The sequence below is a fragment of the Candidatus Bostrichicola ureolyticus genome (assembly GCA_029851125.1).
Classification (GTDB): domain Bacteria; phylum Bacteroidota; class Bacteroidia; order Flavobacteriales; family Blattabacteriaceae; genus Bostrichidicola; species Bostrichidicola ureolyticus.
This window is the reverse complement of the sequence record CP100319.1, coordinates 21,638-48,455: the sequence shown is the minus strand read 5'-3', so window position 1 is coordinate 48,455 and position 26,818 is coordinate 21,638. Positions and strand designations below refer to the sequence as shown.

General features: G+C 22.0%; 25 protein-coding genes, 2 tRNA genes and 3 pseudogenes. 12 read left to right on the top strand and 18 right to left on the bottom strand.

All coding sequences use genetic code 11. From position 1 onward, the window contains the following. Positions 1-16 precede the first annotated feature (16 nt). The 3 genes and pseudogenes from fmt to tilS all read right to left on the bottom strand — a co-directional run bounded on the left by fmt (position 17) and on the right by tilS (position 2,846). Positions 17-955 (bottom strand): methionyl-tRNA formyltransferase, encoded by a 939-nt coding sequence (gene fmt, locus NHG04_00275; GenBank protein ID WGH27427.1) that lies wholly within the window; start codon positions 953-955, stop codon positions 17-19. Between the two features lie 6 nt (positions 956-961). Then, positions 962-1,605 (bottom strand): annotated as a pseudogene (locus NHG04_00270) (YggS family pyridoxal phosphate-dependent enzyme). Positions 1,606-1,637: 32 nt separating this feature from the next. Further along, positions 1,638-2,846: a tRNA lysidine(34) synthetase TilS gene (tilS, locus tag NHG04_00265; protein WGH27426.1), complete on the bottom strand. Its 1,209-nt coding sequence runs from the start codon at positions 2,844-2,846 to the stop codon at positions 1,638-1,640. 120 nt (positions 2,847-2,966) lie between these two features. Between tilS and NHG04_00260 the strand changes: the two genes are divergently transcribed. Further along, positions 2,967-3,039, top strand: a tRNA-Lys gene (locus NHG04_00260). Here the strand turns inward: NHG04_00260 and NHG04_00255 are convergent. The 4 genes from NHG04_00255 to NHG04_00240 are packed head-to-tail and all read right to left on the bottom strand — an operon-like array spanning position 3,037 to position 5,353. Further along, positions 3,037-3,333 (bottom strand): hypothetical protein, encoded by a 297-nt coding sequence (locus tag NHG04_00255; GenBank protein WGH27425.1) that lies wholly within the window; start codon positions 3,331-3,333, stop codon positions 3,037-3,039. The genes NHG04_00260 and NHG04_00255 overlap by 3 nt on opposite strands. Next, positions 3,320-4,132 (bottom strand): tetratricopeptide repeat protein, encoded by an 813-nt coding sequence (locus tag NHG04_00250; protein WGH27424.1) that lies wholly within the window; start codon positions 4,130-4,132, stop codon positions 3,320-3,322. Before NHG04_00250 ends, NHG04_00255 begins: the two co-directional genes overlap by 14 nt. Positions 4,133-4,143: 11 nt before the next feature. Continuing rightward, positions 4,144-5,043: a 4-hydroxy-tetrahydrodipicolinate synthase gene (dapA, locus tag NHG04_00245; protein WGH27423.1), complete on the bottom strand. Its 900-nt coding sequence runs from the start codon at positions 5,041-5,043 to the stop codon at positions 4,144-4,146. A gap of 28 nt (positions 5,044-5,071) precedes the next feature. Next, positions 5,072-5,353, bottom strand: coding sequence for an RNA-binding protein (locus tag NHG04_00240; protein ID WGH27552.1), 282 nt, complete (start codon positions 5,351-5,353; stop codon positions 5,072-5,074). Positions 5,354-5,441: 88 nt separating this feature from the next. Here NHG04_00240 and lpdA point away from each other — a divergent pair, with 88 nt between their 5' ends. Genes lpdA through obgE form a run of 3 tightly spaced genes read left to right on the top strand, consistent with a single transcriptional unit; the run spans position 5,442 to position 8,377 of the window. Beyond that, positions 5,442-6,839 carry a dihydrolipoyl dehydrogenase gene (gene lpdA / locus NHG04_00235; GenBank protein WGH27422.1) on the top strand — a complete coding sequence of 466 codons (1,398 nt, stop codon included), beginning with the start codon at positions 5,442-5,444 and terminating at the stop codon, positions 6,837-6,839. A gap of 24 nt (positions 6,840-6,863) precedes the next feature. After that, positions 6,864-7,412 (top strand): nucleoside monophosphate kinase, encoded by a 549-nt coding sequence (locus NHG04_00230; GenBank protein ID WGH27421.1) that lies wholly within the window; start codon positions 6,864-6,866, stop codon positions 7,410-7,412. 5 nt (positions 7,413-7,417) lie between these two features. Then, positions 7,418-8,377 carry a GTPase ObgE gene (gene obgE, locus NHG04_00225; protein WGH27420.1) on the top strand — a complete coding sequence of 320 codons (960 nt, stop codon included), beginning with the start codon at positions 7,418-7,420 and terminating at the stop codon, positions 8,375-8,377. Between the two features lie 9 nt (positions 8,378-8,386). Here obgE and NHG04_00220 read toward each other — a convergent pair. Then, a pseudogene (locus tag NHG04_00220) lies at positions 8,387-9,325 on the bottom strand (lyase family protein). Positions 9,326-9,487: 162 nt separating this feature from the next. Between NHG04_00220 and hisS the strand changes: the two are divergent. Then, positions 9,488-10,846 carry a histidine--tRNA ligase gene (gene hisS / locus NHG04_00215; protein ID WGH27419.1) on the top strand — a complete coding sequence of 453 codons (1,359 nt, stop codon included), beginning with the start codon at positions 9,488-9,490 and terminating at the stop codon, positions 10,844-10,846. On the opposite strand, the gene lipB is transcribed toward hisS, so the two are convergent. After that, positions 10,826-11,518, bottom strand: a complete 693-nt coding sequence (gene lipB, locus NHG04_00210) for a lipoyl(octanoyl) transferase LipB (GenBank protein ID WGH27418.1) — start codon at positions 11,516-11,518, stop codon at positions 10,826-10,828. The two genes, hisS and lipB, sit on opposite strands and share 21 nt — an antisense overlap. Before the next feature lie 32 nt (positions 11,519-11,550). Between lipB and lysS the strand changes: the two genes are divergently transcribed. Further along, positions 11,551-13,023, top strand: a complete 1,473-nt coding sequence (lysS, locus tag NHG04_00205) for a lysine--tRNA ligase (protein ID WGH27417.1) — start codon at positions 11,551-11,553, stop codon at positions 13,021-13,023. Here the strand turns inward: lysS and NHG04_00200 are convergent. Genes NHG04_00200 through proS form a run of 4 tightly spaced genes read right to left on the bottom strand, consistent with a single transcriptional unit; the run spans position 13,016 to position 16,877 of the window. Beyond that, positions 13,016-13,822, bottom strand: coding sequence for an SDR family oxidoreductase (locus NHG04_00200; protein WGH27416.1), 807 nt, complete (start codon positions 13,820-13,822; stop codon positions 13,016-13,018). The two genes, lysS and NHG04_00200, sit on opposite strands and share 8 nt — an antisense overlap. Further along, positions 13,819-15,186 carry a tRNA uridine-5-carboxymethylaminomethyl(34) synthesis GTPase MnmE gene (gene mnmE / locus NHG04_00195; GenBank protein ID WGH27415.1) on the bottom strand — a complete coding sequence of 456 codons (1,368 nt, stop codon included), beginning with the start codon at positions 15,184-15,186 and terminating at the stop codon, positions 13,819-13,821. The genes NHG04_00200 and mnmE overlap by 4 nt, the downstream gene beginning before the upstream one ends. Then, on the bottom strand, positions 15,176-15,376 hold the full coding sequence (gene rpsU / locus NHG04_00190; protein ID WGH27414.1) for a 30S ribosomal protein S21: 201 nt from the start codon (positions 15,374-15,376) through the stop codon (positions 15,176-15,178). The genes mnmE and rpsU overlap by 11 nt, the downstream gene beginning before the upstream one ends. A gap of 31 nt (positions 15,377-15,407) precedes the next feature. Beyond that, complete coding sequence (gene proS, locus NHG04_00185; GenBank protein ID WGH27413.1) at positions 15,408-16,877, bottom strand: proline--tRNA ligase; 1,470 nt, start codon at positions 16,875-16,877, stop codon at positions 15,408-15,410. Positions 16,878-16,963: 86 nt separating this feature from the next. Between proS and cysS the strand changes: the two genes are divergently transcribed. Further along, positions 16,964-18,415 (top strand): cysteine--tRNA ligase, encoded by a 1,452-nt coding sequence (cysS, locus tag NHG04_00180; GenBank protein ID WGH27412.1) that lies wholly within the window; start codon positions 16,964-16,966, stop codon positions 18,413-18,415. A gap of 16 nt (positions 18,416-18,431) precedes the next feature. Here cysS and NHG04_00175 read toward each other — a convergent pair whose 3' ends face one another. The 3 genes from NHG04_00175 to NHG04_00165 are packed head-to-tail and all read right to left on the bottom strand — an operon-like array spanning position 18,432 to position 21,218. Next, entirely contained in the window at positions 18,432-18,686 is a 255-nt protein-coding gene (locus tag NHG04_00175) for a twin-arginine translocase TatA/TatE family subunit (protein WGH27411.1), read from the bottom strand. A 3-nt stretch (positions 18,687-18,689) separates the two neighbouring features. Then, on the bottom strand, positions 18,690-20,024 hold the full coding sequence (locus tag NHG04_00170; GenBank protein ID WGH27410.1) for a peptidylprolyl isomerase: 1,335 nt from the start codon (positions 20,022-20,024) through the stop codon (positions 18,690-18,692). Between the two features lie 6 nt (positions 20,025-20,030). After that, the gene (locus NHG04_00165) at positions 20,031-21,218 is read right to left on the bottom strand and encodes a pyridoxal phosphate-dependent aminotransferase (GenBank protein WGH27409.1); all 1,188 of its coding nucleotides are present in this window, start codon (positions 21,216-21,218) and stop codon (positions 20,031-20,033) included. Positions 21,219-21,257: 39 nt separating this feature from the next. On the opposite strand from NHG04_00165, the gene rsmG reads away from it, so the two are divergent. Both rsmG and gyrB read left to right on the top strand, forming a co-directional pair. Continuing rightward, complete coding sequence (gene rsmG, locus NHG04_00160; protein ID WGH27408.1) at positions 21,258-21,884, top strand: 16S rRNA (guanine(527)-N(7))-methyltransferase RsmG; 627 nt, start codon at positions 21,258-21,260, stop codon at positions 21,882-21,884. A 583-nt stretch (positions 21,885-22,467) separates the two neighbouring features. After that, entirely contained in the window at positions 22,468-24,378 is a 1,911-nt protein-coding gene (gyrB, locus tag NHG04_00155) for a DNA topoisomerase (ATP-hydrolyzing) subunit B (GenBank protein ID WGH27407.1), read from the top strand. A 5-nt stretch (positions 24,379-24,383) separates the two neighbouring features. Here the strand turns inward: gyrB and NHG04_00150 are convergent, their stop codons facing one another. Further along, positions 24,384-24,884, bottom strand: a complete 501-nt coding sequence (locus NHG04_00150) for a hypothetical protein (protein ID WGH27406.1) — start codon at positions 24,882-24,884, stop codon at positions 24,384-24,386. Positions 24,885-24,896: 12 nt separating this feature from the next. Beyond that, positions 24,897-25,229, bottom strand: a pseudogene (gene rpsP / locus NHG04_00145) (30S ribosomal protein S16). 60 nt (positions 25,230-25,289) lie between these two features. On the opposite strand from rpsP, the gene NHG04_00140 reads away from it, so the two are divergent. The 3 genes from NHG04_00140 to NHG04_00130 all read left to right on the top strand — a co-directional run bounded on the left by NHG04_00140 (position 25,290) and on the right by NHG04_00130 (position 26,816). Next, positions 25,290-25,360, top strand: a tRNA-Gln gene (locus tag NHG04_00140). Between the two features lie 34 nt (positions 25,361-25,394). After that, entirely contained in the window at positions 25,395-26,174 is a 780-nt protein-coding gene (locus tag NHG04_00135; GenBank protein WGH27405.1) for a CPBP family intramembrane metalloprotease, read from the top strand. 198 nt (positions 26,175-26,372) lie between these two features. Next, positions 26,373-26,816 carry a 4'-phosphopantetheinyl transferase superfamily protein gene (locus tag NHG04_00130; protein WGH27404.1) on the top strand — a complete coding sequence of 148 codons (444 nt, stop codon included), beginning with the start codon at positions 26,373-26,375 and terminating at the stop codon, positions 26,814-26,816. Positions 26,817-26,818: the final 2 nt, after the last annotated feature.

Genomic DNA, 26,818 nt, shown 5'->3' with positions numbered 1-26,818 from the left:
AATATTTTTAATAAAATTATTCAATAAATAATTTTTTTTTATTTTTTAATCCATTTATAAGATCTATTGCACACATTTTTTTACGACCTTCTATTTGTCCTTCTAGAATCATAATAAACCCATTTTTAACAGCTATATTTAGCGATGATTTAGTTATAATTATTTCTTTAATATATTTATTATGTATTTGTTTTATAATATCAGCACTATAAATTTTAAATTGTAAAGGATATTCATCTAAATATAATATAGTCCAAGCAGTAGGATAAGGACTCAAACCACGTATTTTATTAAAAATAAAATCTATAGAAAGATTCCAATCAATACGACAATCTTTTTTATATATTTTTGGAGCCATTTTTAAATTATACTCTTTCTTTTGAGGTATCGCTTTTATATTTTTATTTACAAGTCCTTTTAAAGTATCAATAACTAGATCAGATCCCATATATGCCATACGATTAGATAAATTTCCAGCAGTTTCTTTTATTCCTATTGTAATTTTTCTTTGTAAAAGAATATCTCCTGTATCAATTTTATCATCTAAAAAAAAAGTAGTTAATCCAGTTTCAGTTTCTCCATTAATAATCGCCCATTGTATAGGTGCAGCACCGCGATACTGAGGTAGCAATGACGCATGTAGATTAAAAGTACCCAAAATAGGTAAAGACCATACTTGTTGGGGCAACATACGAAAATCTACAACAATTTGTAAATCTGCTTTATATGATTTTAATTTGTTCAAAAACGTTGGATCTTTAAGATTTTTGGGTTGAAGAATTGGTAATCTATATAATAATGCAAATTTTTTTACAGCTGATTCAATTAATTTTTTTCTATAAAATTTATCTGGAATTGTTACAACTAATGATATTAAGTAGTCTGATTCTATTAGTTTTTTTAAAGATTTTACTGCAAAATATGTAGTACCTATAAATACAATACGTGGATTCATATCTTTTTAATCACCAAAAATAACATTTCCTATACGAATCATATTACTTCCACATTTTATTGCAATATTATAATCATTACTCATACCCATAGAAATAATGTTAAATTCATTGTTTTTTTTATTAAAAAAATTGAATATTTGATACAAATATTTAAATTCATCATGAATTTTGTCTTTGTTTTTACTAAAAGTAGCCATGCCCATTAACCCTATAATTTTAACGTTTTTCATATTTAAATGAACATAAGATTTGAATATTTCAATAGCTTCTAAATATGTTATACCAGCTTTTTTTTTTCTTCAGCAATTTTTATTTGAAGTAAACATTGAATAACTCTATTATGTTTTAGTGCCTCTTTATTAAGTATTTTAATATGTTTTATTTTTTCTATACTATGCACTAAATAAACAAAATTACCAATGTATTTAATTTTATTACTTTGTAATCTACCAATCATATGCCAACGAATATCCTTAGGAAGATATTTATATTTTTCTACAAGTTCATTAATATAATTTTCACCAAAATCACGTTGACCAGCATCATAAATTTCTTTTATTTTAGAAATAGGTTGATTTTTAGATACAGCTATAATTTTTACATATGAAGGAATATTTGATTTTATATTATAAAAATTACAAAGATTCATAAATTTTATTATTTATATATGCAAATGTACATTTATTTTATAAAAATATTTAATACATTTTTTGTATTATTAGTAACTTTAAATCTATCATCTAAACGTTTACCTAAAACCCAAATAATATCTTCTGTTGAATTAACCAATAAAAAAATTTTTTCTTTTTCCAAAATAGATAATTTTTCATCTTTTAAATATTTACTTATTTTTTTTTTGTTATGCATTCCTAATGGGTAAAAATAATCACCTTTTTTCCAAATTCTTAATTTAAGAGGAAACTTAAGCATATCTAAATCTACTGACGCGTTAGCAAATTCTTCAATTTTAACAGAACTTAAAAAGTACATATAAATAGGATCATTAATAGTAGATAAATTAAATATCTTATAAACTTTTTTATTTATATCTGTTAATCTATCTGTTAATATAATACAATTTCTATCTTTAATTAAACGATAATGTTTTGAAAACAATTGTTTTCCTGATTGTGTATTTAAAAGTTGTATTAAATCTATTGTATTTTTAAAACCATAAGGTAAAAACAATAAATTAATAATCATTGGATCTAATGATCTTAATATTTTTATATTTATTTTCCAAATAAATGGATTAATAGATTTTTTTATAGTAATATTTTTAGTTACAATTTGTAATTGGTTTTCTAAAAAAAAGTATTCATATGATAAATTCTGAATAGTTTTCCTAAATCCATTATAAAAATTAGGAATTTTTTTTATCAAAGGTTCTATATGTATACGAATATTATTACGTAAATATTTTATATTTTTATTACTACTATCATCACGCCATTCTATTTTGTTTTCTTTTGCATATATAATAATATCTTCTTTAGTAAAAGATAAAAGGGGACGAATAATTTGGCCATTAATTTCTGAAATACCTAATAAACCTTTTTTTCCTGTTCCTCTAATAAGATTAATAAAAAATGTTTCTATAGAATCATTTAAATGATGTCCTATAGCTACATAATTATATTTTAACATTAAAAGTAATTCTTCAAACCAATCATACCTAAGTTTACGAGCAGACATTTGAATAGATAGTTTATTGTCTATAGAATATTTATTAGTATCAAATGATTTACTATAAAAATCAATATGTTTTTTTAAACAAACACTACGGACAAACATCTCATCTTGATCTGACTCTTTTCCTCTAAGTTTAAAATTACAATGAGCTACTTTTAACGTTACACCTAAATTGCATAATACGTGTAAAAGAACCATACTATCTACGCCTCCACTAACTGCTACTAAAATTTTTTTTTTAAAAAAAAACTAATTAATTTTTGTTTATTACAAAACATAAATTTATTTTTATTTGAAATCTTAGTATATTTAGTTCAAGACCTGGTAGCTCAGTTGGTAGAGCATTACACTTTTAATGTAAGGGTCCTGGGTTCGAATCCCAGCCGGGTCACATATTATTTATTAATAATTCTCCATCTAAAAATTCTTGTATTGCAATAGAAGTAGGTTTAGGTAGTTTTTCAAAAAACTTTGAAATTTCAATTATTTCTTTATTTTCATATAAATTTTCAATATTAAATTTTTCCAATTTTTTGTCTAACTCTGTCTTTAGAAGATAATTAATTTGATCAGCTCTTTTATTTAAAATATTTATTATAAAAAAAATATTTTCTCCACATTTTTCTAATTGATATCTATCAATCGTTACAGTTGTAATAGGAGCATTTTTTTCATAAATTTTCATTTTTATATATTTTTTTTGCTTTTTCTATATAAATAGATTTTGGAAAATCTTGTATAAATTTATTATACATAATATTAGCTTCTTCTAATAGTTTTTTCTTAATTATTTTATTTGTACTATTACTATACAATTTAAATTGAGATATAATCATATAAAAAAAAGCTTCTTCTTTTAAAGAAGAATAAGGAAAATCTTTAATAAAATTTTTTAAAAAAATTATAGCTTCTTGATAACGATTTACTTTATAAAAATAAATTGCTATTTTAAAATTTTTTATTTCAATTTTTTTATTTAAATTATTTAATAAGTAATTAACTATATTTATATACTTACTATTAGGATATTTTAATTTAAAAAATTCAAATATTTCAATAGCTTTATATGTTATTTTTTGATCTAAATAATAATCAGGTGATAATAAATAATAACAATATCCTGATAAATATAAAGCTTTTTCAGCTTTATTTAAATCTTTTTCAGATTTATTTAAATCAATAAAATGTAATATTGCTATATTATATTTTTTTAGAAAAAAATAACTCATAGCTATTTTATATTTAATATTATTTTTAATATTTAATTTTAAATTATCAAATTTATTTAAAATTAAATTATATAATTTTATAGCTTCATAATATTTTTTTTGTTTGTATAAAACCTCTGCATTTTTTAAAAAAAAATTTGGATATAAATTTAAATTTGGAGATGATAATAAATCATATAATTTATTGTTATAATCTAAATTAAAATTACATGACGTAAATAAACATATAAAAAATAATATATAAATATATCTCATTATTGTATTATTTATTTTAATGTATTTATTATTCTTTCATATGATGAAAAAATTTTTTGATATAATTTTTTTGTTCCTTCTACTAATGGTAATCTAACCTCATTTTTACATATTCCTATAATCTTTAGCAATGTTTTAATACCTGTCGGATTTCCTTCTTCAAAAATAAATTCTATCATATCTTCTAATTCATAGAATATAGATAATGATTCTTTAATCATATTTCTCATTGCCAAAGATACCATATTTGAAATATGTTTTGGAAAACCTTGAGCTAATACAGAAATAATTCCATCTCCTCCACTAAAAATTATAGGTAATACTAATGAATCATCTCCTGATATTACATAAAAACCTTCTGGTTTTTGTTTTATTATTTTAAATATTTGTGTTAAGTTTCCAGAAGCTTCTTTAATTCCAATAATATTATCAAATTCATTAGCTAATCGCAAAACAGTTTCAGGAAGTATGTTTGAAGATGTGCGTAATGGAACATTATATATAATTATATTTACATCTGTATTCTCAGCAATAGTCTTAAAATGTTGATATATTCCTTCTTGTGTTGGACGATTATAATAGGGAACTACAGAAAGAATTGCTTTAAAATCATATAAATTAGTTTGTTCTTTAATTTGTCTAATTACCATTTCAGTATTGTTTCCTCCAATTCCTAAAATCATAGGTTTATGATTGTTATTAACTGATTTTATAAATTTAATAACTTCATTTTTTTCATCCTTATTTAAGGAAGTAGGCTCTCCTGTAGTACCTAAAATGACTAAATAATCTACTCCATTTTCATTTACATAATTTATTAATTTTTCAAGATTATTAAAATCAATAGATTTTTTTTCATCAAAAGGAGTAACTAATGCCACTCCTGTTCCCTTTAAGTTTGGTTTTAACATTTTTTTTTAACTCATGTAATTGGTTTTTTTAACTCATGTAATTGGTTTTTTTAACTCCTGTTCCCTTGTTGGGTTTAGCTTCAGATACTACTATATTTCTTCCCATAAATTGTGTTCCATTAAGTTGTTTTATTGCTTCTTTAGCAGCTTCATCACTTGACATTTCAATAAAACCAAAACCTTTACTTCTAGTTTTATATGTTATTATTTTTGCACTATTTACTTCTCCAATAGACTCAAAATATTTTTTTATTTCTTGTTCTGATGTTTTATAGGGAAGATTTCCTACGTACAATTTCATTTTGAATATATATATTAATATGTTTATTTAAAATACAAAAAAATTTATTAATAAAATTATATTTTATATATAATAAAATTTTTAAATTTAATTATTAATGAATTTTGATCTTATTGTCATAGGAAGTGGACCAGGTGGTTATGTGGCTGCAATACGTGCATCTCAACTGGGTTTAAAAACTGCTATTATTGAAAAAGAAAATTTAGGAGGTATTTGTCTTAATTGGGGGTGTATTCCAACAAAAGCATTATTACAAAGTGCTAAAATATTTAATTATTTGAAACATTCCCAAGATTATGGTATATCAACTGATAATATCAAAGTTGATTTATCTAAAATTATTGCACGTAGTCGCGCAATAGTTAATAAAATGAATAGCGGTTTAATTTCTTTAATAAAAAAAAATAATATAACAATTATCTTTGGAAAAGCTATAATTAAACCTGGAAAAATAATAAATGTGATTGATAATAATAATAATATTATAGAATATAGTGCTTTACATATTATAATAGCTGTTGGAGCACGGTCTAAAATATTACCTAATCTACCTCAAGATAAAAATAAAATTATTGGTTATAAAGAAGCACTTACTTTATCAAAGTTGCCTAAATCAATGATAATAGTAGGGGCTGGAGCAATTGGTGTAGAATTTGCTTACTTTTACAATTCTTTAGGTACTAAAGTAATTATATTAGAATATTTAAATCGTATTCTACCATTAGAAGATGAAGATATATCTAAACAATTAGAATTGGTTTTTACAAAAAAAGGTCTAGAAATATTTACTTCTTCATATATTGAAAATATTAATATCAATGATAAAGATCAAATAAAAGTTAACGTATTTAATAATAAGTATGGCACAAAACATACTTTAGAAACAGAAGTAATTTTATCTGCAGCTGGTATTATTCCAAATACTGAAAATATTGGATTAGAAGAAACTGGTATAAAAACTAAAGATGGTCGTATTATTGTAGACGAATATTATAGAACTAATATACCTGGTTATTATGCTATAGGAGATGTGATACAAGGTCCAGCTTTAGCTCATGTAGCTTCCTATGAAGGAATTACTTGCGTAGAATATATCAAAAATTTAAAAACATATCCATTAAATTACAATAATATTCCAAATTGTACATATTGCATTCCAGAAATAGCCTCTGTAGGATATACAGAAAAACAAGCAATAGAAAAAGGTTATGAAATAAAAATAGGAAAATTCTTTTTTAATGCTTTAGGAAAAGCTGTAGCTGATGGAAATACTACAGGATTTGTAAAAGTTATATTTGATACTAAATATGGTGAATTACTAGGATGTCATATGATTGGTAACGGAGTAACAGAAATAATTTCTTCAGTTGTAACTGCACGACAATTAGAAACTACAAATTATGATATTATTAAAACTATTTATCCTCATCCTACAATGAGTGAAGCTATTGTTGAATCTGTCAATAATGCATATGATATGTGTATCAATATGTAAAAATATTACACATATTATATTATTATGAAACATATTATATTATTAGGTCCTCCAGGTTGTGGAAAAGGCACACAATCCAAAATTATTATGAATAAATTAGGATTTATTCATTTTTCTACTGGAGATATAATTAGAAAAAACATACAAAATTTTAGTTATTATATAAATAACGGCTTGTTAGTTCCAGATGATATAATTACAAATTTTATAAAAGATATAATAAAAGAAAAAATAATAAATAATAAAATAATAAAAGGAATAATATATGATGGATATCCTAGAACACTAAAACAAGCTAAGTCATTAGATAAAATCTTTAAAGATTTTTTTATTGAAAATAGTATAACATGTTTTTTATTTTATATAGATGATATTACCTTAATAAATAGATTATCAAATAGAGGTAGGAATGATGATCTTGATAAGAATATTATAAAAAAACGTATTGAAGAATATAATAAAAAAACAATTCCTGTATTAAAATATTATGAACAAAAATATAATTGTTTCAAATTAAACGCAAAAAAAACTATAAATGAAATTTCAAATGATTTAGAAAAAATTATTAAATAATTTTTATGTTAAAAAATAACTTTTTAGATTTTATTAAAATATATTGTATGAGTGGAGAGGGAGGATCTGGTTCAGTGCATTTTTATAGAAAAAAATTTTTTTATAAAGGTGGACCTGATGGAGGAAATGGTGGAAGAGGAGGAAATATTATTATAAAAGGTAACCCACAAATTGATACACTTATTCATTTTAAAAAAAAAATATACAATAAAGCAATGAATGGTAGTTATGGTAACAAAAATAATATGACTGGTTCTAATGGAAAAGATTTAATTTTAGATGTCCCTTTAGGGACAGTAATTAAAGATGAACAAGGAAAAATATTATTAGAAATTATAAATAATAAAGAAAATATTTTGTTCAAAGGTGGTAAAGGGGGACTAGGTAATGGTCATTTTAAAAATTCTATTAACAAGACACCCAATTACGCACAAAAAGGTATTTTAGGGGTTGGTGGATGGATAATTTTAGAATTAAAAATTTTAGCTGATATAGGTTTAATTGGATATCCTAATTCTGGTAAATCTACTTTGCTTTCTTTGCTAACAAATGCTAAACCTAAAATATCTAATTACATATTTACTACTTTAATCCCAAATATAGGAGTTTTGTCTTATAGAGATTCTAATATTAAAATAGTTGATATACCAGGACTCCTAGGCATAGGGAATCGTTTTCTTAGACATGTTGAACGCAATAAAATACTGATATTTATTATTCCTGCAGATACTAATGATCATAATAATGAATATAAAATTTTATTTAATGAACTAAAATTTTATAACAAAAAAATTTTAGAAAAAAAAAAAATATTAGTAATATCTAAATCTGATAAAATTAATAATAATTTAAAAAAATCTATTATTAAAAATATACCTAAAGATTTACCATATATTTTTGTTTCTTCTATTACCAAAGAAGGATTAAAAGAATTAAAAAATCAGTTATATATAATGATTCAATGAATCATTAGCAAATGATATACATGCCTCACCTATTAATTTAGCAGATTGCAAAAAATTATAAACTATTACTGGTTTAAATACGTGCAAGGACCATGAAATAGTAACATCATTACTAATAATTTGTGTACATATCATAGTGATAGATTGATTAAGTTCTTTGTGTTTTATTATATCATTAGCAATTTTTATTAAGGAAATAGCTAATTGTTTTAAAGCTGCATGCGAGCATACTAAAGAAGCATCATTATTTTCTGAAGTTTTTAAAGGTAATCCTGTATATTTTATAATATATTCAACTACTTTTTTTCCAATAACTAATTCTGATAAATGTTCTAAAGTATTTTCAAGTGCTTTTAACCCATGATCTAATTGAGAAACATATCCTGAAAATTCTTGTGCCAATGTAACATGTTTTTTATTTCTAAATGAAACAGATTTTTGTTTAAGAATATTACGTAATTTTTCTAAACAAGGAATACTAACTTCTATTAATTTTTTATATGAAGCAATATTCATTGCCGTAGAATAAATATCGTTAGATGATTGAGATTTATTTACATCATTATTAGGATTAAGAATAAGTTTACTATCTACTAATTTTTTACCATCTAATATCTGTGCTCTATTAGCTATTACTTCATTTATATTCATATTGGAATTAGTTTCTGTTTGCCATATAACTAAAGGAAATTGATCATCAAGTTTTCCTTCAATAATTTCATCACATACTTTACTAATTAAATTTTTCTTCTTCTTAGAAAGAACATTCAATTTATAATTTGTATTAGCTACAGCTTTTTTAACATAAGCTAATGCTTTAATAATTTCTAAAGGTATATAAGGACCTATTTTAAAATTATTTCGTGAACGTTCAGTTTGTGCACCCCAATACTTTTCTGATGGAACTAATACTTCACCGAGTGAATCTTTTTCAATTCTATATTTTATCATAAATTAAAATAAAATAAAAAAATTAACATGACAATAATACAATTTTTAGGTTTTTTATTCTTTTTCTTTCTAGTTCTATCAGGTTTTTGGTCTTTAATATTATTTATATTAATAATACCTTTTTGTATTATATATTATAAATATTTTAATAAATAATTTATGTATACACTTCCTAGAGGAATGCATGATTTTTCATCAGAAAAGATTAATCAACGAAATTATATTATAGATATAATAAGAAAAAATTTTGAATATTTTGGTTTTGATCCTCTAGAAACACCTGCAATTGAAAATATATCAACTCTTACAAAAAAATATGGAGAAGAAGGAGAAAAATTAATATTCAAAATTATAAATTCTGGTGACTTTATTAAGGGTAATAAATCTTTATTTCAAGAAAATAACTATAAAAATATTTTATCAGCTATATCTAACAAAGGACTACGATATGATTTAACTGTACCTTTTGTTAGATATGTAGTTATGAATAAACATGATATAATATTTCCTTTTAAAAGATATCAAATCCAACCTGTATGGAGAGCAGATAAACCTCAAAAAGGTCGTTTTAGAGAATTTTACCAATGTGATGCAGATATTATAGGATCTAAATATTTATGGCAAGAAATAGAATTAATTCAACTTTATGATGAAATATTTACTAAATTAAATATACCAATATTAATTATAATTAATCACAAAGAAATTATTACAGGATTATTAGAAATATGTAACATAGATAATAATTATTGGAATAATATTTTTATAGCTTTAGATAAATGGTATAAAATTGGATTAGAAGGAGTAAAAAAAGAACTTTTAGATAAAGGTATTCCTCATAATATTATAAAATATATAGAACCGTTTTTTTTATTTAAAGGAACTTTTAAAGAAAAAATAGAATTTTTTTCTAAAAAATTAACCTTTTCTAATATAGGAACAAATGGAATAAAAGATATTAAATTCATTTATAATACAATACAACAAATTGGATTAAATGCAAGTTTAGAATTTAATCTCAATTTAGTTAGGGGGTTAAATTATTATACTGGAATTGTATTTGAAGTTATGCCTAAAAATAAAGATTTTATTGCTATTGGTGGTGGAGGACGTTATGATAAACTTCCACATATATTCGGATTGAATACGAATATTTCAGGAGTAGGTATTTCTTTTGGATTAGATAGAATATGTCTTCTTATGCAAGAATTAAAATTATTTAAAAACATTATTAAATATTATACCAAAATTTTATTTATAAATTTTGGTAATTCAGAGGCTATATACGCTTATAAATTAATTAAAATATTGAGATCAAAAAATATATCTTCTGAATTATATCCACAACCTATTAAAATAAAAAAACAATTAGAATATGCTAATAAAAAACGTATCCCATTTATAATAAGCATAGGAAAAAAAGAAATTGAAAGAAATAAAATTTTAATAAAAAATATGATTTTAGGTACTGAAAATGAATATGATAATATCGAAACATTAATTTCTAATATTAATTAATTTTACGTTAAAAACTTTTTGAAAAGCTTTTTTTACTTCGTTTTTAACATCATCCATATCTATATTACAATGTAATTCATTTGCTAATGAAGTTACTGATTTATCATGAATTCCACAAGGAACTATATAATTAAAATATCGTAAATCTGTATTTATATTTAAAGCAAAACCATGCATAGTTACCCAACGATTAATACGAATTCCAATTGCGCAAATTTTACGTGTATATGGTTTTCCAACATCCAACCAAACTCCTGTTTCTCCTTTTGAACATAAACCTTTTATACCATAAATACGTAAAGTCTGTATTATTACTTCTTCAAGATAACGTAAATATTTATTAATATCTTTAAAAAAAACTTCCATATCTAAAATAGGATAACCTACTAATTGACCAGGTCCATGATATGTTATATCACCTCCTCTATCAGTTTTATAAAAAGTAGCACCTAAATTTTTTAAAAAACTTTTATCCAATAATAAATGTTTATAATTTCCAGTTCTACCTAATGTATAGACATGGGGATGTTCAACAAATAAAAGATAATTTTTTATTATGTTTTTACTAATTTTTTGATTAATAATATTTTTAAAAAGTTTTTTTTGATATATCCATGATTCGTAATAATCTTTAAGACCTAAATCTTTAAAAAAGATAACTTTTTTTAACATATTTAATATTAAATTTGTTTTAAAAATAAATAATGCAATTATCAGATCAAGAAATTATACGCAGAAATAAACTTAAAAAATTATTATTATTGGGAATAGACCCTTATCCTTCAGCAACTTATCCTGTAAATATTACAATTAAAGAAATTTTGGAAAATTATGAAGAAGGCCAACAAATAAGTATTGCTGGCAGATTAATGAGTATGCGAATAATGGGAAAAACTTTTTTTGCAGATATACAAGATGATAGCAGCGTACGTATACAAATTTATGTTATTAGAGATGAGATATCACAATATAATATATTTAAAAAACTTCTAGATATTGGAGATATTATTGGTGTAAAAGGTTTTATTTTTAAAACTAAACTAGGAGAAATAACTATTTATGTAAAAGAATTATGTTTACTTTCTAAATCTTTACGTCCTATTCCACAAGTTAAAATTGATTCTAGTGGAAAAAGACATTATAATTTTTCTGATACTGAACAACGTTATCGTATGAGATATGTTGATCTGATAGTTAATAAACATATTAAAGATATTTTTATTAAACGTAATCAAACTATTCAATTTATTAGACAATATTTTAATAAAAAAGGATATCTTGAAGTAGAAACTCCTATTTTACAGACTATTCCTGGCGGAGCTATTGCAAAACCATTTGTAACTTACCATAATGCGTTAAATATTCCACTTTATCTACGAATTGCTAATGAATTATATTTAAAAAGATTAATTGTTGGTGGTTTTAAAGGTGTTTATGAATTTGCTAAGGATTTCAGAAATGAAGGGATGGACCGTATACATAATCCTGAATTTACTATTTTAGAACTATATGTAGCATATAAAGACTATTATTGGATGATGGATTTTATAGAATCTATGATAGAAAATATGTTTTTATCTATAATAAAAAGTAATAAAATAAAAATTAATAATAATATTATTAATTTTAAAGCTCCTTTTGTTCGTATACCTATACTTGAAGCAATACAACAACATACTGATTTAGATATAAGTCAAATGGATAAAGAAACTTTGCTAAAAAATTGCAAAAAATTAGGTATTGATATTACACCTAATATGGATAAAGGTAAACTTATAGATGAAATTTTCAGTGAAAAATGTGAAAAACATTACATACAACCTACTTTCATTATTGATTATCCAATTGAAATGAGTCCATTAACTAAAAAACATCGTAACAATAAATGTTTGACGGAACGATTTGAACTTATTATAAATGGTCAAGAAATAGCTAATGCTTATTCTGAACTTAATGATCCTATTGATCAACTTGAACGTTTTAAACAACAGATTAAAATCTACAATAAAAATGAATCTAATATAGATTATGATTTTATACGTTCATTAGAATTTGGTATGCCACCTACAGCAGGTATAGGCATAGGTATTGATAGGTTGGTTATGTTACTTACTAAGCAAAATTCTATTCAAGAAGTATTATTATTTCCTCAAATGAAACCAGAAAAATTTAATTAAATAATCTATTCATAATAGAATCACTAATTCCTGTATTAGAAAATCCTCCATCATGATATAAATTTTGCATAGTAACTTTTTTAGTTAAATCCGAAAATAATGTTATTATATAATTTGAACAATCCTCAGATGATGCATTTCCTAATGGAGATAATTCATTAGCATAACGTAAAAAAATATCAAAATTTTTAATACCTTTACCAGCTGTAGTTATAGTTGGTGATTGTGAGACTGTATTTACACGTACTTTACATTTTTTTCCCCAATAATAACCAAAACTACGAGCAATACTTTCAATATATGCTTTATGATCAGCCATATCATTATAACCATGAAAAATACGTTTAGATCCAATAAATGTCAAAGCTATAATAGACCCCCATTCATTAATAGCGTCTTTATCCCATGCAATTTTCATAATTTTGTGAAAAGATACTGCAGATATATCCCAACTTTTTTGTAACCAATTATAATCAATATTTGTATATGCACGTTCCTTTCGAATATTAATAGACATTGCTATAGAATGGAGTAAAAAATCTATTTTTCCATTAAAATGTTCAATTGTTTTATTAAAAAGATTTTCAATATCTTTTAAAGAAGTTGCATCTGCAGGAATGATTATAGAATTTGTATTTTTAGATAATTTGTAAATATTACCTTTTTTTAAAGCAATAGGTGTATTACTTAATACAATATCTGCTCCTTCTTCATAAGCACGTTCAGCAACTTTCCAAGCTATAGACTCTTCATTTAAAGCACCAAATATAATACCTTTTTTGTTATGTAACAATTTCATTTACCTATGCAAAAACGAGAAAAAATATTTTCTAATATATCGTTACTATTTATTTTACCAATAATTTTTTCTAAATAATTTAATACACGTCGAATATCTATGGCTAATAGATCTTCAGATAAGTTTTTATCTAACCCATTTTTTACATAATTTATAGATTTCAATGCTCCATTTAAAGATTCAAAATATATATTTTGAGTAATAATTGAATCATCTTTAACAATTTTATTATAAACTAAATTGATAATAGCGTTAATTAATTGTTTTATATTTGTTCCATATTTTGCAGATAATAAAAACAAATATTCAGTAGTCTTTAAAGAAATATTACATATGTCTGATTTATTAACAATAATTAATATTTTTTTAAATGGATAATGCTTATTAAAATAATAAATAATATCGTTGATTTTTTTTTCTTCAAAAGAATGAACGTCTAATAAATATAATATTATTTGTGATTCTAATATTTTTTCAAAAGTTTTTTTAATTCCCAAATTTTCCAAATTATTAATTGTATAATGTATACCTGCAGTATCAATAAATCTAAATAATAACCCATTTATAATAATACTATGTTCTATTGCATCTCGTGTAGTTCCTTCTACTTCTGATATTATAGCTTCATCTGCATTTATTAATGCATTAAATAATGTAGATTTTCCTACATTAGGTTTACCTATTATTGCTACAGAAATACCTTCTTTAATGGCATTACCTAATTTAAATGCATTTCTCATATCTTTTATTAGATTTTCTACTTTATATAAAGTTTTATAAAGATCTAACCTATTGACAATGATAAAATTTTCTTCAGAAAAATCTAATTCTAATTCAATTAATGAAGCAAAATTTAAAATTTTTTTATATAAATTCTTTATATCAGTAATATAACTTTTTTTAATATGTTGTATAGCTATATTATGAGTGGATTCACATTTAGAAGATATAAGATTTGCTAAAGCTTCAACTTGTGAAAGGTCAATTTTACCATTAATAAAAGCACGCATAGTAAATTCCCCCTTACGAGCTAAACGTATACCATTTATAATAAGAGCTTGTAAAATACTTTTTTGTATATATGGAGAACCATGACAAGAAATTTCTACTATATCTTCTCCAGTATATGAATTTGGAGCTTTGAATAAAGAAATTATAACCTGATCTAAAATCTTATTTTGGTGATATAACCATCCTAAATGAATAGTATATGAAGGTTGATTTATTAATTTTTTATTTTTATTAATTGGTTTAAATAATTTGTCAACAATTTCTATAGAAATAGACCCAGAAATACGAATTACTGCAATAGCACCCACTCCATTAGGTGTAGCAATAGCAGCTATTGTATCATCATAAATCATGTTTATTTATTTTAATACGTTCTTTATATATAGCTTTTATAATTTTATTTCTCCTAATTTCAGAAGGTTTAATATATTGTTGTCGTTCACGTAATTCTTTCATAATACGTGCTTTATCAAATTTTTTTTTATATCTTTTTAATACTTTATCAATAGATTCACCTTCTTTTACAAGAGTAATTAATTTCATATTTAATATTTTTTTTTAATATATATTATTTTTAATATGCTTTAGCAAAAAAAACACGTTGATTAGAAAGTTTTCCTGAATAAATACATTTACCTTTTTCTTTTGATTTTTTTAATGGAATACAACGAATAGTTGTTTTTGTATCAAGTTTGATTTTTTTTTCTGTTTCCGATGTACCATCCCAGTGCGCCAAAATAAAGCCTCCTTTTTCGTTTAAAATTTTTTTAAATTCATTATAATCATCAACTTTTGTAATAAAATTATTTCTACGTTCTAAAGCTTTTTTAAAAAGATTTTTTTGAATTTTTGTTAATAAATCAGGTATTATATTTCCTAAATAATTATAATTTACAAATTGTTTGTTTAAATTATCACGTCTTACAATTTCTACTGTTCCTTTTTCTAAGTCTTTTATACCAATATTAATACGTATAGGAACACCTTTTAACTCATATTCATTAAATTTCCATCCTGGAGTATAAATATTTCTATCATCATATTTAAAACTAATATTATTATCTTTAAGAGTTTTTTTTATAGTACCCACTATTTTAGTAATTCTTTTAAGTTGCTCTTCATTTTTGAATATTGGAATTATAACAGTTTGCATAGGAGCTAATTTAGGAGGTAATACAAGACCTTTATCATCTGAATGACTCATTATTAATGCACCTATTAGACGAGTAGATATTCCCCATGATGTTCCCCATACGTATTCTTGATATCCTTTATTATTAGTGAATTTTACATTAAAAGCTTTAGAAAAATTTTGTCCTAAAAAATGGGAAGTTCCTATTTGAAGAGCCTTACCATTTTGCATTATTGCTTCAATACAATAAGTTTCTTCAGCTCCAGCAAATCTTTCAAGAGCTGTTTTTACTCCTTGAATTACAGGTATAGCCATATAATTTTCCATAAAATTAGTATAAATATTTAACATTTGCTTAGCTTCAAAAATAGCTTCTTCTTTATTAATATGAGCAGTATGACCTTCTTGCCAAAGACATTCTGAAGTACGTAAAAATAAACGAGTGTGCATTTCCCAACGGATTATGTTAGCCCATTGATTAATCAATATAGGTAAATCTCTATATGATTTAATCCAACGACGATAAGTATGCCAAATAATTGTCTCAGAAGTGGGTCTTACTATAAGTTCTTCATCCAATTTAGATTTAGGATCTATAATAATATTATTATTATGTGTTTTTTTTAATCTATAATGGGTAACTACAGCACATTCTTGTGAAAATCCATCAATGTGACAAGCTTCTTTTGAAAATAAAGATTTAGGAATAAATAATGGAAAATAAATATTCTCGTGTCCAGTATTTTTAATTTTTTTATTTAAAATATTTTGTATTTTTTCCCATATAGCAAAACCATAGGGTTTTATAATCATACATCCACGTACATTAGATGTTTCTGCTAAATTAGCTTTAATTATAATTTCATTATACCATTTAGAATAATCTTCTATACGTGAAGTTAATTGTGCCATAAATAAAAAATATATTAAAATTAAATATATAATTTAAATAAATAATAATTTTACATATTGACATTTTTTTTTAATATGATTTTAATATGATTAATATAAAAATATATAATTCTATTACAGGAAAAAAAGAAATATTTAATCCAATTACTAAAGGATATGTTGGTATGTATGTTTGTGGACCAACAGTTTATAATAAAATACATTTAGGAAATTGCAGAACTTTTATACATTTTGATTTAATATTTAGATATTTTAAATATTTGGGTTATAAAGTCCGTTATGTACGTAATATAACTGATGTTGGTCATTTAGAAAATGATAATGATGAAGGAGAAGATAAAATTTGCAAAAAGGCTAAAATTGAAAAACTTGAACCTATGGAAATTGTTCAAAAATATACTATTGACTTTCATCATACTTTATATCTATTAAATACTTTACCACCTAGTATTGAACCTACAGCTACAGGTCATATAATAGATCAAATTGAAAATATTAAAATATTAATAAAAAAAGGATTGGCTTATGAAGTTAACGGTTCAGTATATTTTAATATTGAAGCTTATAATAAAAATCATGATTATGGAATTTTAAGCAAACATAAAATTGATAAATTGATAGAATCAAGTAGATCTTTAAAAAAACAAACAGAAAAACGTAATCCAAAAGATTTCGCATTATGGAAAAAAGCTACTATAAACCATATAATGCATTGGAAATCTCCTTGGGGAAATGGATTTCCTAGTTGGCATTTGGAATGTTCAACTATGAGTATTAAATATTTAGGTAAACTTGATATACACGGTGGAGGTATAGATTTAAAATTTCCACATCACGAATGTGAATTAGCACAAATTAAAGGTATTTATAATAACAAAACAACAATTAATTTTTGGATACATACTAATATGCTAACATTAAACGGTTATAAAATGAGTAAATCTACTATGAATATATTATTACCAAAAGATATTTTTAGTGGTAAAAATACTATTTTAGAAAAACCTTTTCATCCTAGTATAGTACGTTTTTTTATTTTAAAAACTCATTATCGTAGTGTTATAAATATTTCTAATGATGCACTTATTGAGGCTGAACGAGGATATTTTAGTTTAATGAAAAAATTAAAAATATTAGATAATATTTCTGCAGACGTTGTATCTACTTTTGATGTATTGGCTTGGAAAGAAGAATGTCATAAAGCTATGGATGACGATTTTAATAGTCCAATGTTAATTGCGCATTTATTTAAAGCAAATAAATATATAGAATTACTTGAAAAAGGCGTTATAAAATTACGAAAAAATGATCTTTTACTATTTAAAAATACTATGCATAATTTTATTTTTGAAGTTCTAGGACTTGAACAAATTGAAAAAAATCAAAAATACAATGAGTTTTCAAAACAGTTAATAAACTTACTAATAAAAATTCGTAATAAAGCTCGTAATGAAAAAAATTGGATATTATCAGATAATATAAGAAATGGATTAAAAGAATTAGGAATAAAACTTGAAGATAGTAAATCTACTAAATAAGATAAAAATCTTTTTTTTAACGTTCTATAGAACCTGAAAAATTATCATCTTTTTTTTCTTTTTTAATAATTTCATTGTATTTTTTTGAATAAAATTCTTTTTCATGAAATTCCAACATTTCTTTTTTTATTTTATTTATAGAATTACGTATTCTATATATATATTCACCTAATATACGTGCTATTTCAGGAATTTGATCTGCACCAAATAAAAGTATAGCAACAAAAATTATAATAAAACTTTCTTCAAAACTTATAAATAATAAAGTCATATATTAAAAATTTATATACTTAATCCAATTTTGGTAAAATTTACTATTTTTATATTTTTTATTAATTTGTATTAAAGTATATTTAATATTTTTTTTTATAAAATAATCTATATTTTCATTAGATTTAATTTTAATTATTAAATTCTTTATTAATTCATAATCTTTATTAAAAGATAATTTATGTTGTGGAATTTTTTTAATATTTATTAAAATAAAAACTGGTTCTCCATTTATTTCATATTTCATTATATGATTATTTTTTATATGATTTATTTTTTTTAAAATTGGAATTTTATTTTTAATTTCATATTGGTTTAAACGTATATGATCCATATCAATATGGTTATCAATATTTTTTTTAAAAAAATGATATTTATTTTTTGCTTGTTCGAAACTTATATTATTGTTAATAATATCATTCATTACTGAATGAACAATTTTTTTTGTTTCCAACAATTCTTCTTTAGTATATTTTGGTTTAATAAGTATTAAACGGATATAAATTTTATTTCCTATTATTTTTTCTAATTTCAATATTTGAAATCCTTCTTCAGTTTGAAAAGGTTTTGATATTTCACCTTCTTTTAAATAAAAAATTATATTTTTATATTCATTATTAATTGTTTCATAATTTAATGTTATTAATCCTCCATTAATTGCGGACTTAATATCATCAGAATAAGAAATAGCTTTTGTCTTAAAATCACTTCCATTCTCTATTTCATTCTTTATTTTTAAAAGTTTATTTATTATTTCTTTTTTATGATCATTAGTTATTTTAGGATAAAAAATAATAGATGACAATTCAAATGTAATAGGTACAATTATTTTTTTATTATTTATTATATAATCATCTATTTCTTTAGGACTAACATAAATATTATTATTAATAATTTGATATATACTATTATAATAGATAGTATTTTTGATTTGATTATAAATCATTAATTTTATAGTAGGCGATAAGTTATTCTTTTTTACCAAATCTTGAATTTTTAATTTTGCTTGTTCATTAACATAATTATGATTAATCATATTATTTTTTTTAGCATAAAAAAGTAAAAAATGTAATTTAAATAAATTTTCCAATTCATTACATTCCTGTATAAAACTAATATTTTTATATTTATTTTTTAATATTTGATCTAATTCAGATTTTAAAATAATTTCATTTCCTATTTTAGCTATAATACTATCTATTTCATAGAAATCTTTTACTCCTTTATTTACATCATTTACTACTTTATTATTATTTACATCATTTACTACTTTAGCTACTACTTTATTATTAACTAATAACGTTAATATTAATAATATTTTTATTATTTTTTTTTTCATAAAAATTTAAAATTTTAAAGAATTTTTAATTCTTTTAAAAGCATTTTGCAATTTTTGTTCTGAAACAGCATAAGAAATACGTAAACTATTATCCTCTCCAAATGCAGTCCCGCTTACTGTAGAGACATGAGCTGTTTCAAGTAGATATTTTGCTAAATCATCAGTATTTTTTATTAATTGTCCATTAAATTTTCTTCCCAAGAAATTAGAAACGTTAGGAAATACATAAAAAGCTCCTTGGGGTTTATTTGATAATACAAATCCTGGAATATCATTTAAAAGATCTATAACCATATCTAGTCTTTTTTTAAAAGTTGATATCATATATTCAATATTTTTAGGAGATGATTCTAATGCTGCAATAGCTGCACATTGTGCTATAGAATTTGCACATGAAGTGGTCTGTCCTTGTATTTTTTCACAAGCTTTAGCCAACCATTCAGGAGCACCTATATAACCAATTCTCCAACCAGTCATAGCATAAGCTTTTGAAATACCATTTAATGTTACTGTTTGATTATATACTTCTGGGAATGTTGCTATGCTTATATGTTCATTATTATAACGTATATACTCATATATTTCATCTGAAATAATAATTATATTTGGATATTTACTAAATACTTTAGATAAAACTTTTAATTCATTTTTACTATAGATACTTCCTGTCGGATTACATGGTGAACTAAAAATAAATGCTTTTGTTCTATTAGTAATTGCTTTTTCTAATTCTTCAGGTGTAATTTTATAATTATTTTCAATTTTTGAATAAATAATAATTGGATTAGCCTCACAAAGTTTAGCCATTTGATAATAACTTACCCAATAAGGAGCGGGTATAATTATTTCATCTTCTGAATTAAGTATTGATAATAATACATTAATAATAGATTGTTTAACACCATTAGAGACAATTATTTGAGAATGAGTATAACATATATTATTATCACGTTTAAATTTATTGCAAATAATTTCTATTAATTTTGAATTACCAGCTACAGGAGTATAATAATGATGTCCCTCATCAATAGCTTTTTTAGAAGCTTTAAGTATAAAATCTGGTGGTGAAAAATCAGGTTCACCAACACTAAGATTAATTATATCATAACCTAACGATTTTAAATATCTACTTCTAGCAGTCATAGCTAAAGTTTGAGAATATTTAAAGTTTTTAAGTCTATTTGAAAGATGCATAAATAAATAAATAAATAAATAAATAAATATATTAAAAATATGTATATAACAAAATATTTTTATGGACTAACTAATCTACAAATTGAACGTTTTATTTATATGAAAAAAATATATTTATTTTGGAATAAACGTTTAAATTTAATTTCTAGAAAGACAATTATAAACCATTTTTATGAGCAACACGTATTACATTCATTAGGTATAGCTAAAATAATTAATTTTTTGCCTAAATCATATATAATGGATGTAGGAACAGGAGGGGGATTTCCTGGTATTCCTTTAGCAATATTATTTCCTTCAAGCAAATTTTTGCTAATAGATTCTATTAAAAAAAAAACTAAAGTAGTAAAATTAATTTCAGATGAATTAGGTTTAATAAATGTAAATGTTTCTTGTATACGTGCTAATGATGTTACAGATAAATTTGATTTTATAATTAGTCGTGCTGTTACACGTATAAAGTATTTATATAAATGGGTTAAAGGAAAATTTCTATCTGAAAATAGACATTTTTTACAAAATGGTATTTTTTATTTAACAGGAGGTAATCTTACTGAAGAATTAAAAAATTTTCCACAAGCAAAAGAATATAATTTAATTAATTATTTTAATAATAAATTTTTTTCTACTAAAAAAGTAGTGTATTTACCAAATAAATTTATATAACATTATATTTATATAACATTATTATATATATTATATATATATAACATTATATTATATATATATAACATTATATTATATATATATAACATTATATTATATATATATAACATTATATTATATATATATAACATTATATTATATATATATAACATTATTATATATATATATAACATTATATTATATATATATAACATTATTATATATAACATTATTATATATAACATTATTATATATAACATTATTATAATAATATAATAATTAAAATTTTTTTTTCTTAACTTATATTTATTAATATATATTATATATATATAATATATATTTTATATAAAAACATAAAATATAAAAATATATATAAATTATAATAATAATATTATTTAATATTATTATTATAATTAATATATATTTTTATATTTTATTTTAATAATAAAATTATATATTATATATATATATATAATATATATAAATATTATTAAATATAAATAAATAATTTATAAATAATAATAATAAATAATATATATATAAATAAATAAATAATATTATAATTATTAATTATATATAAATAAATAATTATAATAAAAATTATATGTCATATACAGCTGATAATATTCAATTCTTTGAAGGAATTGAACATGTAAGATTAAGACCATCAATGTATATTGGTGATGTAGGATATAATGGATTTCATCATTTGGTAAATGAAGTAATAGATAATTCTATAGATGAAACTATAGCTGGATTTTGTAATAAAATATGGATAACTATACATAAAGATAATTCTATTACTATTATAGATAATGGCCGTGGAATTCCTGTAGATATACATAAAAAAGAAGGATGTTCAGCACTTGAATTAGTTATGACAAAAATAGGTGCTGGAGGAAAATTTGATAAAGATTCATATAAAATATCTGGAGGATTACATGGAGTGGGAATTTCTTGCGTAAATGCTTTATCAGAATGGCTTGTTGCTACTATATATCGTGATAATAAAATATATCGTCAAAAATATTCTAAAGGAATAGCAATAACTGATTTAGAATATTTAGGGACTACTTCTAAAAGAGGGACTGAAATAACATTTAAAGCTGATAATATTATATTTAAAAATATAAAATATGATTATGACATATTAGCAACACGTATTAGAGAATTATCTTTTTTAAACAAAGGATTATCTATATATTTAACTGATGAACGAGAAATTGATAAAAAAGGAAATTTTAAAAATGAACTGTTTTTTTCAAAATTAGGATTAAAAGAGTTTTTATATTTTATAGATAAAGACTCAATTATAAAAAATATTATTTTAATAGAAGATAAAATAAATGATATTATTGTAGAAATAGCTATGAAGTATAATCATTCTTTTAAGGAAAAAATACTTTCATATGTTAATAATATAAATACTAAAGAAGGTGGTACTCATTTAACAGGATTTCGTAGAGCAATAACTAGAACACTAAAAAAATACGCTGAAGAAAATGGTTTTTTAAAAAAAGAAAATATTGATTTGATTGGTGATGATTTTCGTGAAGGTATTACAGCTATAATATCTATTAAATTAATGTCCCCTCAATTTGAGGGACAAACTAAAACTAAATTAGGTAATAATGAAGTAATCGGAGCTGTTGACAAAATTGTTGGAGATATGTTTATAAGTTATTTGGATGAAAATCCATTTGATGCTAAAAAAATAATAGAAAAAATTATTATTGCTGCTAAAGCTAGGAAAGCAGCTAAAAAAGCTCGTGAATTAATACATAATAATAATACTTCAATTAGTACAGGATTACCGGGTAAATTAGCCGATTGTTCTTTAATTGAACCTAAAAATTGTGAAATATTTTTAGTAGAAGGAGATTCTGCTGGAGGAACTGCTAAACAAGGACGTGATAGAAATTTTCAAGCAATATTACCATTACGTGGTAAAATATTAAATGTTGAGAAAGCAATGGAAAATAAAATTTATGAAAATGAAGAGATACGTAATATATTTATGGCTTTAGGTATTTATTTAGATGAAAAAAAGAATATTAACATAGATAAGTTACGTTATTATAAAATCATAATTATGACAGATGCTGATATAGATGGTAGTCATATTTCTACACTTATTATTACTTTCTTTTTTCGTTATATGAAAATTTTAATAGAAAAGGGGTTTATTTATATAGCAATGCCTCCTTTATATTTAATTAAAAAAGGTAAAAAATCTTTTTATGCATGGACTGAAAAAGATAGAGAACGTATTATAAAAGATCAATTTGACGGTAAAAAAGGAATACATATTCAAAGATACAAAGGTTTAGGAGAAATGAATGCTGAACAATTATGGGAAACAACAATGAATCCAAAAAATAGAACTTTACGTAAATTAATAATAAAAGATAATATAGAAGCTGATAATATATTTTCAATTCTTATGGGAGATAATGTATTACCTCGTAGAGAATTTATAGAAAAAAATTCTATTTATGCTAAAATTGATATATAAATAATTTATTCTTTATAAGATATATCTATTAAATTATCTGGAACTTCCGTTAAAATATATCTATCATTTATATTTATTTCTTTTATAAATACCTTTGTAACAGGCATTAAAAAAAAGTTATTTTTATAATAAACTTTATATATATCTTGTTTGAAGTTATGATAAATATCTGTTATTATACCTATAAATCCTTTATTTATATCTTTTATATTAAAACCTATAATGTTGTGATGAACATTTTCTGTATAAAGCAAATATTTAAATTCTAAATAAATATTACTTCCTTCAATATTGTTTAATTCAAAATCTATTAAAAGTTTGTGTTTATATAACAAATATGTTTTTATTAAAAAAGGAATTAAAATTCCATCTAATTCGATAAATAAAAATTTTAAATTTTTATTTATACGGATATCATAACTATTTAAAAGAATTACCCAATTATACTTTTTTGTTCGTGACTTTATAAGTTTTCCTAAAAAAAAATAATTGTGTTTATTACGCATTTTAAAAAATTATTTTTTTCCTTCAACCCATTTTTTAAATTTATTTTCAGCTTCAACAACATTTAATGCTTGTTTTTTGACACCTTTTAAAAGATGTTGTTTTAATAACACACCTTTTTTAGAAAGAATAGATCTTGCAGTATTTGTTGGTTTCGCACCTTTTTGTAACCAATTTAGTGCACTCTCTACATTTAATAAAATAGTTGAAGGATTAGTATTTGGATTATAATATCCTAATTTTTCTAGAAATTTACCATTTCTAGGTGAACGTGAATCAGTAACAATAATTGGATAATATGGTTTTTTTTTTCGACCTTTTCTTTGTAAACGAATTTTTATAGGCATATGCATATATTATTATATAAAAATATAATATATTTATTTTATATTATAAATATATTTAAAAGACTTGTAGTGTAATGGCAGCACAGCAGATTTTGATTCTGTTAGTTAGGGTTCGAATCCCTACGAGTCTACTACTAAATAATTATTTCACACATTAAACATATAATGTATAAATTAAATTATTTTCAATCAATTTATTTAATTATAAAATGGTTATTTATAAGACTAATAATAATATATATAAGTTCATTTTTAATTAAAAAAAATGATATAAATGATATAAATATATTATTTCCAATTATATATGGAACACATTTTATTTTATTTTTTTATTATTTATACATTAAATATAATTTAAATGTTAAAGATTTATTAATCAATAATTTGAAATTATCAAAATGGTATTTTTACCCTTTAATTTTAATTATATTATTCTTAACAATGATTTTAAATGATTATATAATATGTATAATACAATATATTTTAAATATTAGATTTGATAATTTAAATTTAGATTTTAATCTAAATAATAATTTTATTTTAATTACAATAATATTATTAGCTCCTATATTTGAAGAAATTTTATTTAGAGGGATTATATTAAATGGTCTTATTCAAAAGAAAATTTTTTATGTAAAAGCTATATTATTTTCTTCATTATTATTTGGTATTATCCATATGAATGTATTACAATTTATTGCAGGATTTATAATAGGTAGTGTAATTGGTATTATATATTTTAGTACTCGTTCAATATTAAATTGTATTTTATTACATTTATTAAATAATTTTATAGAAATTTTCTTTTATAAAAAAAAAATATATATTCATATATTATTATTAAATAATATTTGGATAATATTATTTATTTTATTGGTATTGATATTTTGTATATATATACTGATTTTAAAATCAAAAAATATCTGGATAAATTGGAATAAATAATATGAATTAAAAAAAAAATAAAGTGCCCATAATAAAAACAATTTTTAAAAAAAAAAAGATATTAGAATTATAATTTGGGAATTAATTGAAAATGAAAATTGTTTAATTAAACAATTATATCCTTTTTATCAAAAAAAGGATATAAAAAATATAAAAAATATAAAACGTAGATATGAATTTTTAGGTATACGTTGTTGTTTGAAATATTTAGGATTAGATCCATTAGTATATTATAATACTATAGGAAAACCTTTTATAAAAAATTATAATGTTTCATTTAGTCATTCTTATAAAAAGGTAGTAGTAGCTATTAGCAGTAATATTATAGGAGTTGATATAGAAAAATGTCAAAAAAATAAAATTTTAAAAATAAAAAATAAATTTCTTAGAGAAGATGAAGCTAATTTTATTGATGATAGTTTTGAAGTTGATCAATTACACATTATTTGGTGTATTAAAGAAAGTTTATACAAACTATCTAATAAAAAATTAGTTAATTTATTGCTTAATTATAAAATTAGTCCTTTTTCAAAAAAAGATACTAATATCAGATGTTGGATTATAGATAAATCATATAGTAAAGCTTTTAATGCATATTATCTAATAATAGAAGATTATTATTTAATTTATGTAACTAATTAAAA